Here is an 11,829-nt window from a genome sequence, read left to right as displayed (position 1 = left end):
ACATTGAACTTTCATGATTGAGTTAAGGATGACTTATGAACAACGATTTTCGTATTGGCGTTGATGCTGGCGGGACTTTTACAGATTTTGTCTTGGCAGAAAAAACCGGTGACATTCATCTGTTTAAAGCGCCATCGACCCCAGAGGATGGCACCTTAGCCATTGCCAATGGTCTCCAGCAAATTGCCAATAAATTTAACCGTCCTATCGAGGATATCATTCAAGCCTGCGACTTGTGTATTAATGGTACGACCGTCGCCCTAAATGCGCTGATTCAGATGACAGGCGTAAAAGTAGGATTGCTATGTACCAAAGGACATGAAGACAGTATCGAGATACGCTTAGGGCACAAAGAAGAAGGACACCGCTATGATGCCAGTTACCCGCCAGCGCCGCAGATTGCTACGCGTGACCGCCGCTTTCCTATCCGTGGTCGTATCTTAGCAGACGGCAGCGAACACGAGCCGTTAAATGAGCAAGATATCCTCGATGCGATTGAAGTGTTAAAACAGCAAGACGTGCAAGCGGTTGCCATCTCTTTTGTGTGGTCTATCCGTAATACCGAGCACGAACAGCGTGCCAAAGAGCTGATTGAGCAGCACATGCCGGGGGTGTTTGTCTGCTGCGGTAGTGAAGTATATCCGCAGATTAAGGAATATACGCGTACCTCAACGACATTGGTCAATGCCTATTTAAGTCCGGTTATGGCGTCTTATGTACATAAGATTGATGATTACTTTAAAGCGCTCGGTGCTGAGCAGCCCGTTCGTTACTTTCAGTCAAATGGCGGGCTTGCAGTCGGTAACATCATGCGTGAACGTGCAGTTAATGCCATCAATTCAGGACCGGCATCAGCACCGCAAGCAGGACTGTATATTGCCAGCGCCTTTGGTATTGATAATATTATTACCGTTGATATGGGCGGTACGTCTTTTGACATCACCATGGCCAAATCTGGCCGAACCAGCTTAAACCGTGATATTGATTTTTTACGCAATCGCATTGGCGTGCCGATGATTCATGTCGAAACATTGGGCGCAGGCGGCGGCTCTATTGGTCATGTAAATAACTTTGGTATGCTCGAGGTCGGTCCACAAAGTGCTGGCGCGACCCCAGGTCCTGCGTCTTATGGTAAAGGTGGTGAGTTGCCGACGGTGACTGATGCCAATCTGGTGTTAGGTTACCTTGAGCCCGATGCCGTGCTAGGCGGCTGCGTGACTTTGGATAAAGACAAAGCGCTACAAGCGGTACAAAAACATATCGCCGATCCATTAAAAATTGACTTGGCACATGCCGCCTTTGGTATCAGTGCCATTGTTAATCAAAACATGGCAAACGGTATTCGCCGTATTACCATTGAAAAAGGCTATGACCCTCGCGACTTTGCATTAATCTGTGCCGGTGGCGCAGGTGGCATGCATATTGTCGACTTGGCCGAAGAGATGGGGATTGGTACTATCTTGATACCAAAGATTGCCTCATGTCTTTGCGCCTTTGGTCAAATCATCTCTGATATTAAATATAACTATCTTGCCACACAGATGATGATTATTGCGCCAGATTCAGAGCTACAGTCGCTCAATGCTACCTTACATGAGCTAGAAAGCCTAGGCGTACAAAAGCTGTTAGAAGATGGCTTTGCAGAAGATGATATCATCATCGAGCGTACCATGGAGATGCGTTACGTCGGTCAGGTGCATGAGTGTAATGTGCTGATACCCAATGGCAAGCTTGATGCCGATAGCGTGCAAACGATTTTGGAAGCCTTCCATCACCGTCATAAAGAGCTCTATACTTATGATGAGCGTGACAACAAGGTCGAGCTGGTTAATATCGAAGTCGCTGTCATCGGTAAAATCAGTAAGCCTAAGCTACCAGAGCTTGCTAAGCAACAAGGTGATGTCAGTCAAGCGCAAGTAGGTAGCCGTGAGATGATCATGGATCAAGAATACGAATGGATTGATACGCCTATTTATAATGGTGAGGAATTTGGGGCAGGGGCGCTGATTGCAGGGCCGGCGCTTATTAAAGAACCAACCACCACGATTGTGATTAAAAAAGGCTGGCAAGCAGAATTGCATGAAACGGGTACTTATAAGCTAACCAAAGCCGCTTAGCTTACTGTTTTTATCGTTATCGCTTTCTAGTTTTCCCATCAGGCATTAAATCTCATTTAATGCCTGATTTTATTTTTGATATCGTATTTAGTACGCATCATATTTAGAAATCCAGTCGTCATACAGGTATGATATAAAGGAGAACGGCATTTTATTAGCTGGCATGATGCCTAAATGCCTATCAATTTTGTGATAGCTATTTTTACACACAGAGTATTCAAGGATGAATGCAAAATTAACCCCTTCCTTATGGTTACCTTCAACGCCTCCGATAAGTGCTCCTCAAACATTAGACGCGTTTGATTGGAAGCGCACCATCAACGACACCTATTTTGATCTCAATGTCAGCTTTCGCCAGCCAAGCCAGTTTTCTGGTTATTTGCAACACGCCAAGCTTTTAGATATCGGCGTATCTCATTATCATGCCAGTACCGTATATTATAAACGCAGCTTAGCGAGCAATCAGTCTAGTCACGGCAATAGTAATAATCGCAGCGACGACAGTATTTTAATCACCTTTCCTGTGACCGGTAGCGTTCGTTTTGCGCAAAAAAACCGCCAATTAACCTCAAGCCCGGGTCAGTTTTTTATTGAGTTATCAAACTTACCTTATGAGTTTTATCATTTGCAGCAGGTGTCGTTATATGTAATTAAGGTGCCTTTGGCGCTATTAACCCCGCAGATGGGCACCATAGAACGGCAGTTTGCCCGCAGTCTGTCTATTGATGAAGGGGCAGGCAGGTTGCTGGTTTTTCAAATCAAACAAATATTAGAGCTGATTCAACAACATAAATTGGCGGCTTTAGAGGTTAAAATCCTAGAACAGCAGCTGCTTAACCTTATTGTATTGACATTGAGCACCCCGAAAGAGGTGATGATGAGTAGCAGCTCGTCCATACAGTCGGTACACCTAAAGCGCATCGAGCATTACGTCCATCTGCACCTAGAAAACCCCGCTTTAACCCCAGCGATGGTCGCTGCTGCTTGTCATATATCGGTCAGATACTTGCATAAGCTGTTTGCTGAGTTGCCCTATAGTTTTTCGGAATGGGTAAAAGAATTGCGCTTAAAGCAGGCCAATCATATTTTAAAAACCAAAAGTTATGTGACCATCGATGAAGTGGCGCATAGAGTCGGCTACGGCGATCAAGGTTACTTTGCTCGTATTTATAAGCAGCATTTCGGTTATACGCCGCGAGATACTCCAAGCATCGACACAGGCACGGAATAGTCATTGTTATGTACTCTGTCATGCAGTCGCTGTATGATTTGCCTATTAAGAATAATAGCCACAGCGCAAGTATTTGTATTTGGATTGGGGAGAGCTGAGATGATTAACGTTATGAATGATGACGTGGCAAAAGTAGAGATATATGAAAGCGCTGATGGAGAGGCGCAGGTAGACGTTCGCTTCGAGCAAGAGACTGTCTGGCTTACGCAAGCACAAATGACCAAGTTGTTTGGTCGTGACCAATCAGTGATTTCGCGTCATATTGCCAATGCTATAAACGATGAAGAAATTGCTGAAAAAAGCAATATGCAAAAAATGCATATTGCAAATTCTGATCGCCCTGTGACTTTTTATGACTTAGATGTGGTTATCTCAGTGGGTTATCGCATCAAATCTCCCCAAGGTGTGCAGTTTAGACGCTGGGCAACTCAGCGCTTACGAGAATACTTAGTTCAAGGCTACACGCTCAATCAAGAGCGCTTTGATAAAAACTCAAGCGAGCTACAACAAGCGTTAAATTTAATTCGAAAAACCGCGCAAAGTCCCGAGCTTAAAACTGATGAAGGCCGTGGCTTGGTTGAGATTATCAGCCGTTACACACAGACATTCTTATGGTTACAGCGCTATGACGAAGGATTACTTGATAATCCTGCAGGGCAAGAGGGCGGTATCTTACCCAGTCCAACTGAGGCGATGGCAGCGCTGACGGATTTAAAAGCGCAGCTGATAGATAGAGGTGAGGCGACTGAGCTATTTGCTAAGCCTCGCGGTGACGGGTTGGACAGTGTACTGGGTAATTTAGAGCAGACGGTGTTTGGCGAGCCTGCATACCCGACCATCGAGAGTAAAGCGGCGCACTTACTGTACTTTATGGTCAAAAATCATCCTTTTACCGATGGCAATAAACGCAGCGGCGCTTTTTTGTTTGTGGATTTTCTGCATCGTAATAATCGACTGCTCAATGATAAAGGTGACATGGTTATTAATAACACAGGCCTTGCCGCATTAACGTTGTTGGTCGCTGAGTCTGACCCCAACCAAAAAGAAACCTTAATTAAATTAATTATGAATATGTTGTCGTTAGAATCTTGATAAATAGGCTTATTGTCAGCATCACTTAACCCATTAAAAACACATAACGCCAATAATAAAAAGCACAGTCTAACGACAAAATTAAAGGAAATTCACTATGTTTAGCATGATAAAAGACTGGCGCGAGCAGCGCATATTGGACAACAGCGAGTTTACCCATGCTGACTGGCTGCAAGCGGCTAAGCGTATTGTGATACTTGATAGGCTAGACGAGGATGAGCTAATACGTCTGTTTGAGCTGGCGACGTTGTTTTTGGCGGATAAGTCGATTACTGGCGCGCAGGGTTTCGAGATTACCGATGCGGTTAGGCAATCTATCGCCTTACAAGCTTGCCTGCCTATTTTAAACCTAAGCCTTGAGTGGTACGCTGGCTGGTCGGCCATTATTATTTATTCAGGTTCCTACAAAAGCGAAACCACCACTGTCGATGAGTTGGGGGTTGTCCATGAGGGCAGTCAGCACCGTAGCGGCGAAGCGTGGCTGCGCGGGCCTGTCATTCTGTCATGGAAGGATGCCAAACACTCAGGCGAGCGCGATGGTCATAACGTCGTCATTCATGAGTTTGTCCATAAGCTTGATATGCTAAATGGTCGTGCCAATGGCTTTCCGCCGCTGCAACCCGATATGGATCCTGCGCGCTGGACTGAAATTATGACGCGAGATTTTGAGGATTTTCAAAGCCATCACAAATCAGGTCTCGACCGTTATGGCGCGACCAATCCTGCGGAGTTTTTTGCGGTACTGAGTGAGGTGTTTTTTGAAACGCCGCAAAAGCTGATTGATGCTTATCCTGATATTTACGACATAATGGTGAAGTTTTTTCGCCAAACGCCGCTTTGAATGAAAGTTGTCTTGGTAAAAGTGATTAGAAAAAACCATACTTACGAGAATATGAATTTCATGAAAAAATTGCTAATTTTAATTTATGCTTTGCTGATAACGCATCCGGCCTATGCTATTAATGCGCCCTCACAATATCCTAAAGAGCTGCAAGAATTAGGAGTATATATAGATTCAACACTCGATAAAGTCAAAAATATACCTGATAATGAAGATTTTTGTTCAACTCAGTCAGCTTTTGCTTTCAATATTATGGAGATGAGACAAAAAGGGGTTGATTATAGCGACATTTATCATTTAATGAATATAAACAACAAATCGGATTTAACGACAAAAGGTATGGATAAACTAGACAGTTATAAGGGCGTTTTTGAGGAAGCGTATGATTATCCAGTATATGAAAGCAAAGAGGATAAGGGTACTGCTACTACCTTCTATATGACCTATAAAAATCATCAATGTTTACTCAGTTTATAAATATTTCTACGGATTTTTCAGTCGCTAATGTCTTAATTATCCGTTTAATAGCTTAGAAAACAGATGAAAAGGGCGGTGTGTTGACTTAATAGCACTGCCCATTATTGTTGGCTTTTATGACTGTAAGCGCTTGTTTTTATAGCTAAAAATTATTTAAACCGTCCATTGTTCATTGACGATAGCGACCAAATAGCGCTTGCCTTGGTACTCATCAAACACTAAGCGTAGGATACGCCAGTCCATACCAGAGTATTGCTCTGAGCCTTTATGATAAAACTCAACAAACTCGGAATTGGGGTAAATTTCTTTTAAATTATTAATCATATTGCCACTGTGCTTAAACTCGTTAACGCTGATACTGGCATTGTTATAGGTATCGCCATCGACCCACGTTTCCAAGTATTCTGGGAGCGGAATCACTAACGGCTCACCAGAGCCATCACGTTCACCCCAAGTAAAGCGGATGTTAGATTGTTGTAAGTACTGCGCAAACTGCTCGCGGCTAAAGACTTTATCGGTCTCAGGGCGCACATAGGCATACATGGAAAAACGCACGCCGCGCGTCGGATGAATGTCGTTGGTAATGCGCGCAAAGTCGTTGTTCGCTAGGGCACGCTGGATACGTAAAGCTTGCTGCCTAAGTGTTTGCTGGCTCATATCGGAGATAACGGGTGCTGAGGTGTTGCCATTTTGTTGGCTGGGTATTTTGACGCTAGACTCAGCGGAAGATGAGCAGCCAGTCGCGACAAGTATGGAAGCAAAGCACGCAGCAGTGGTTAATTTATACAAACCTGACTGAAAAATATTAAAACGAGATGATGCCATCATAAAAATATCCTTATCGTAGCTTATTAAAATTAGAATAGCTTGAAACCTAGGTTATTACTGGTTTACATCGGTGTTCGCTTATCAGTAGCGATTATTTATCAATAGTACTCATAACTGCCCAAAGTTGATAATGTTGCTGTGTAAACGGGGTTTTGGTTTAAAAGCTTAATTGACATAATAATAGCGTAAAATGATAGTTTATATTCTTTTTTATGAATATAATACATCATATGTTGTAGTCGATGGAGAGCGCCATGCAGAAAACAATATTTTCTATCATGATGTTAATCATAGGGTTTTTTGCCATGTCTGCGACCGCCAATCTAACAGAGGCAATGCAGGCGACGTTTGCCATGAAAGTCAAGACCATCGCAGATATGTACAAACAAGATATCGATAATCAGGGTCAGGATTATCCAGTGGTTTTACACCAATATGGCAACCCAGAGCTAAAAGCGGCCATGGAGCTTGAGCGAGATTATTTTGATAGAGAGCAAATGTCTTGTCATATCGGTTACGATGTTTTATGGAGTTCGCAAGATCCTGATTATGAGCAAGATAAGCAGTTTGCAGTGACCGAGCAAGGATTGGTGCAAGTCAGCTTGGCACAAGGCAATGATGTGTATTATGAACTGTCATGTAAGAGCGTTGATAATGACGTGGCTTGTCAAGTGACGGATGTGATCCTAGATGAGGATGGAAAATCTTTGCGCGAGTATTTGCTAGAGCATTGTCGTTAGCTGACACTGAAGTTTTAAATGGAGCTTTAAAGTCGGTGCTGGTATTAATATTAAATGCGAAGATGAATATTGTAGATATTTAAGTTTGGCTGCAAACGAATGACAGTAATTACAAATAGTGCTGGATAAAAATATGACACACAATTCTTAAAACCGTTGGTTTGTTTTCGCATAATGTATATTATGTTAAATAAGCACTCTGGGAGTCTTGCTAGCTATGGCTTTCATTAAAGGATAATAGTTCAAAAAGCCGTCGATGCCACACCATGCTATTCGTTGTGTGGCATCACGGCTTTAATTATAAAATCTCTATACTCGAAACCATCTTATCTTTCTCAATCTTTATTAACGTTAGCCAATCATACTGTCGTTATCAGTCGCTGTTGATACTGATGACTGCTCTAAACTTTTCTGCAAATTTTGCAACGTTTCGGTTGCGCCAGCAGCGCGCTTTATCAGCAGATCAACTGGTGCATCAGGACTTAATGTGCCAAAGGCAAGCCCATGCTCACCTGTAAGCCGTGAACGACAAAATGCTTCTGCAATCTCTGGATGAGCGCTTGATAATAAAATGGACGCCTGCAGCATCAATGCTAAGCGCTCAATCACATAGCGACTGCGAAACTCTAAGGTTGCAGTGTCATCAAAGCGTGCTGCTAACAGGCTAAGCTCAGCATCGTAATGCTGGTTTTTGCCAGCGGCTTTTTGTAGCTCGGCGAATAGCGCATCACGGGTTTCAGGCTCTTTATTTAAGGCGCGCAGCACATCTAAACATTGCACATTACCACTACCCTCCCAAATGGAGTTTAAGGGCGCTTGGCGGTAGAGACGTGGCAGGATATTTTCTTCAACGTAGCCGTTACCACCTAGGCACTCTTGCGCTTCATTAATAAGCACGGGCGTACGTTTGCATATCCAGTATTTGCCAATCGCGGTAGCAATGCGTGCAAGGGCGGCTTCATGCGGGTCGGTTTCTATCATGCCTACCGCGCGCGCGATGCGCATCGTCAGTGCCAATGCTGCCTCCGACTCTAGCGCCAAGTCAGCAATCACATTACGCATAATCGGCTGGTCAATCAGTAATTTACCAAAGGCTTCACGCTGACTGGTGTGATGAATGGCTTGTACAATCGCTTGACGCATTTGGGCGGCAGAACCAATCATGCAGTCCAGCCGAGTCAGCGCCACCATTTCAATGATAGTGGCAATGCCGCGACCTTCGACGCCGACCAATTCACCAAAAGCGCCATGAAATTCGACTTCTGATGAAGCATTTGCCCAGTCACCAAGCTTATCTTTAAGACGCTGAATACGAACGGCGTTTTTTGTACCATCAGGACGAAAACGTGGCACTAAGAAGCAACTTAGGCCGTTTTCAGACTGCGCTAACACCAAGTGCGCATCACACATTGGCGCTGAGAAAAACCACTTATGACCGACGATTTCATAAGTAGCATCTTCTTGGCGTATTGCGCGCGTGGTATTGCGACGTAAATCCGAACCACCTTGCTTCTCAGTCATGCCCATACCCATGGTACAACCGAGTTTTTGCTCCATCGGCAAGCTACGCGGATCGTATTGTTGCGATAATAATTTGGGTAGCCATTTCTCTGCAATTTGCGGCGTGTGACGTAAAGCAGGAATGGCAGCATAGCTCATCGACATCGGACAACCAAAACCGGCCTCGGGCTGCGAACCTAAGTACATTACAGCAGCGCGCGCTACATGGGCGCTTTCGCGGTTTTCATTGCGCCAAGCAAAGTTATTCATCCCATACTTCACGCCAGCCGTCATAAGCTCATGATAGGCTGGATGAAACTCAACTTCATCTAAGCGGCGACCATAACTATCAAACGCGCGTAATTTAGGCGGGTTTTCATTGGCTAAAAAGCCACTAGCCATCATATCACCGCCAGTACGAGCACCAAACTCGCTTAAATGATCTTTCGCCCACCCTGCTCCTTCGCGCGCGACCGCTTCCATCAGCGCTATATCCGTCACCCAAGCGTTATAGTTCGCAAGCGTAAAAGGTTGATTATTGACTTCATGCGTATTAAATTGATTTGTCGTTGCCATAACTGCTATCTTCCTTGATTTTGGCTTATATCTACTATTTTAAAACGCTTAGTATTACATCATACTGTTTATTTCGTCAAGGAATGTAATATGAATAACCCCAGTCCCCGTCTGCTCATTATGCGCTTGTTGACGGTAGCGGATAACCATACTCTTAATATTAGTGAAGCTATTTTGGCAGGCACGGTATTTGGTATCACAGAAAACAGCATTCGTGTCACCATGGCACGCTTAGTCCAAGCAGAGCTTGCTGAGGCAATCGCACCTGCGACTTATCGATTAGGCCCTAAAGCACAAAAACTAGGCGATGATGTGGCTTCATGGCATACGTCCAATACAAAAACTATGAAATCAGACGGTTCGTGGATAGCAGTAGCAACAGGTGGTTTGCCGCGCAGTGATCGTAAAATACTCCGCGCTCGTGACCGCGCTTTATCCTTATTAGGATTTCGTCAGCTGGACAGAGGGCTTTATATACGCCCAAATAACCTACAAGGCGGTATAAATGGCGTGCGCAAACGTTTATTAAATTTGGGATTAGGCAAAGAAGCCATCATCTTTAAGGCTGACGATTTTGATGATCAGCGACAAAAAAAGGCTTTGGCGCTGTGGTCAGATATGCAATTGGCAACACACTATAAAGAGATGTCTGCTCAATTGAATGAATGGTTAGCGAATAAGGATAGTTTGAGCGCGGATACAGCTTTGCACGAGGTATTTATGCTTGGCGATGCCGGTATCCGTAGTGTGATATTTGACCCTTTATTACCTGCGCCTTTAGTAGATGAGGCGGCACGGCAGCAGTGTTTTGATACGATACGGCGCTTTAATGATGAAGGCCGTCGTCTGTGGTTAGCGTTTTTTTCTGCAAATACGGTGAAGGTAGATTAATCTGACTAGCGGTGTGTTTTTTGATGAGATTATCTTTGATAAAGTCTTGTGAATTAAGACCAAGGATTGAGGTTAATTAGACAATGCTATTGACGGTCACTTACTCTCATCACGGTATAACACCTGCTCAGCTTCTACTTTAAAATCCTCATTACTGATGGCAGCGTTCACTTCTATTATGGCAGCTTGTAAGCTTATAGGCTGTTTCTCTTCATCGCGAAACAGCATGCTTTGTGCCTCTTGTCTAAAGTCATTTTCGCTAAGTGCTGTTTTACTGGCTAGTGCATTATCTTCTAGATGTGCATGTTGTCTTTCAATAGGCTCAAGGTTGGCGACTACTGTCGCATGCGCTTGATTGGTAGATGGCGCTTGATTAACTGAAACATCGTTCATCACTTTTTGTGTCTGTGACCCTTGTACAAGGAAATAATTGAAGGCGAATACAACAACTAAGAATACGGCGCAAAAGATACCGATAACGCTTAAGAATTTGGCATTGCTAAATAACTCACCCTTTGATGATTTATCACTGTTGGTAAATTTTACTGCACCATTAAAATGAATATCATTGGTTGAGCTGTTCATAGGTCGATACCCTATCAATATATTGGATTAGCGCGATATCACCGCGTCTTTTATATAATGATACGAATACTGCCATATTGTGCAATGATTTTTGGGATGAGCGTGCGAATTAACAGATAAACGGTATTTAAATACAGATTTGTTGCTCAAATCCCCTTTTATCTCAGTTTAATCATTGGTCTCACGGTATAACGTATTTTGCGACTCTTCTCTAAAGTCCTCGTATGTGATCGCAGGCTCAGGCGTCGATTCATCTTCTGAATCATTGATAGCAGCGGCTTGTTTATTATTAGCCCCTTTGATGTCATTGTTTGCTATATTGGGCTGGGTATCTACCGTCGATTGATTGCTGCTATCGGCACTATGGGTTGCTGTATTTATGGTATTACTCTCGCTGTTATGGCTACCGTTCGACGTGCCAGCGTTATCAGATGCCACCACCTTAGGTGCAGGCGCTGTGGTTGACGTTGATAAGACTCCCATAAAAATAAGGGCTAGTACCACCGCAGCAATTAATAATGAGCCCACAATCATGCCAATAATCAGCGGTTTTTTGCTACTTGCCAGCTTTTTATTTTTTGAGAGAATGAGTGGGGTTGGACTTTGTGCTACCAAATGGTCGTTGTCAGTACTTTCATCAGAATTTTTGGAATCATAACCTGGCATGCTGTCAGAGCTTTCAGAAAGGCGCTTGGGATCATCTACATAGTCTGTACCGGAAAAAGATGCTTGCTCTTTTTCCATAGCGTCATGAGACACGTTGTCTCTATTAGTTGTTGCTGTACTTATATCTAGACGCTCATCTTCATCAGAAAAATCTAAATGAACGCCTTTACTTTTACTGCTCGTTCTCTGTAAGCTGCCGGATGGTTGCCAATCCTCTTGCTGGCTGGCAAACAGTTCTAGCTCTGCTGCGCTCAAAGGCTCATACGATGACAGTTTATCAGCGTT

At 43.8% G+C, this 11,829-nt stretch carries 11 protein-coding genes; 7 read left to right on the top strand and 4 right to left on the bottom strand.

Annotation, left to right across the window (positions count from 1 at the left end; genetic code table 11):
* Positions 1-35: 35 nt before the first annotated feature.
* From capA to V7D75_RS03640, 5 genes are all read left to right on the top strand, one after another.
* Positions 36-2,117, top strand: a complete 2,082-nt coding sequence (gene capA, locus V7D75_RS03660) for a caprolactamase subunit alpha (protein WP_333613452.1) — start codon at positions 36-38, stop codon at positions 2,115-2,117.
* Positions 2,118-2,340: 223 nt separating this feature from the next.
* On the top strand, positions 2,341-3,348 hold the full coding sequence (locus V7D75_RS03655) for a helix-turn-helix transcriptional regulator (RefSeq protein WP_333613451.1): 1,008 nt from the start codon (positions 2,341-2,343) through the stop codon (positions 3,346-3,348).
* A gap of 99 nt (positions 3,349-3,447) precedes the next feature.
* Positions 3,448-4,440 (top strand): RhuM family protein, encoded by a 993-nt coding sequence (gene rhuM / locus V7D75_RS03650; protein WP_333613450.1) that lies wholly within the window; start codon positions 3,448-3,450, stop codon positions 4,438-4,440.
* A gap of 97 nt (positions 4,441-4,537) precedes the next feature.
* Entirely contained in the window at positions 4,538-5,281 is a 744-nt protein-coding gene (locus V7D75_RS03645; protein WP_333613449.1) for a zinc-dependent peptidase, read from the top strand.
* Positions 5,282-5,758 (top strand): hypothetical protein, encoded by a 477-nt coding sequence (locus tag V7D75_RS03640; protein ID WP_333613448.1) that lies wholly within the window; start codon positions 5,282-5,284, stop codon positions 5,756-5,758.
* A 153-nt stretch (positions 5,759-5,911) separates the two neighbouring features.
* Here V7D75_RS03640 and V7D75_RS03635 read toward each other — a convergent pair whose 3' ends face one another.
* Positions 5,912-6,586 carry a hypothetical protein gene (locus V7D75_RS03635; RefSeq protein WP_333613447.1) on the bottom strand — a complete coding sequence of 225 codons (675 nt, stop codon included), beginning with the start codon at positions 6,584-6,586 and terminating at the stop codon, positions 5,912-5,914.
* 254 nt (positions 6,587-6,840) lie between these two features.
* On the opposite strand from V7D75_RS03635, the gene V7D75_RS03630 reads away from it, so the two are divergent.
* Complete coding sequence (locus tag V7D75_RS03630; protein ID WP_333613446.1) at positions 6,841-7,326, top strand: hypothetical protein; 486 nt, start codon at positions 6,841-6,843, stop codon at positions 7,324-7,326.
* Between the two features lie 351 nt (positions 7,327-7,677).
* Here the strand turns inward: V7D75_RS03630 and V7D75_RS03625 are convergent, their stop codons facing one another.
* Positions 7,678-9,402, bottom strand: coding sequence for an isovaleryl-CoA dehydrogenase (locus tag V7D75_RS03625; RefSeq protein WP_333613445.1), 1,725 nt, complete (start codon positions 9,400-9,402; stop codon positions 7,678-7,680).
* Between the two features lie 90 nt (positions 9,403-9,492).
* Between V7D75_RS03625 and V7D75_RS03620 the strand changes: the two genes are divergently transcribed.
* The gene (locus V7D75_RS03620) at positions 9,493-10,293 is read left to right on the top strand and encodes a PaaX family transcriptional regulator C-terminal domain-containing protein (protein ID WP_333613444.1); all 801 of its coding nucleotides are present in this window, start codon (positions 9,493-9,495) and stop codon (positions 10,291-10,293) included.
* A 96-nt stretch (positions 10,294-10,389) separates the two neighbouring features.
* Here the strand turns inward: V7D75_RS03620 and V7D75_RS03615 are convergent, their stop codons facing one another.
* The gene (locus tag V7D75_RS03615; protein WP_333613443.1) at positions 10,390-10,878 is read right to left on the bottom strand and encodes a hypothetical protein; all 489 of its coding nucleotides are present in this window, start codon (positions 10,876-10,878) and stop codon (positions 10,390-10,392) included.
* Between the two features lie 168 nt (positions 10,879-11,046).
* Positions 11,047-11,829 (bottom strand): hypothetical protein (locus V7D75_RS03610; RefSeq protein WP_333613442.1); only part of this gene is annotated, 783 nt, incomplete at its 5' end.

Origin of the sequence: Psychrobacter sp. (assembly GCF_036731945.1) — a bacterium.
GTDB lineage: Bacteria > Pseudomonadota > Gammaproteobacteria > Pseudomonadales > Moraxellaceae > Psychrobacter.
This window is presented reverse-complemented; position numbering and strand designations above follow the sequence as displayed.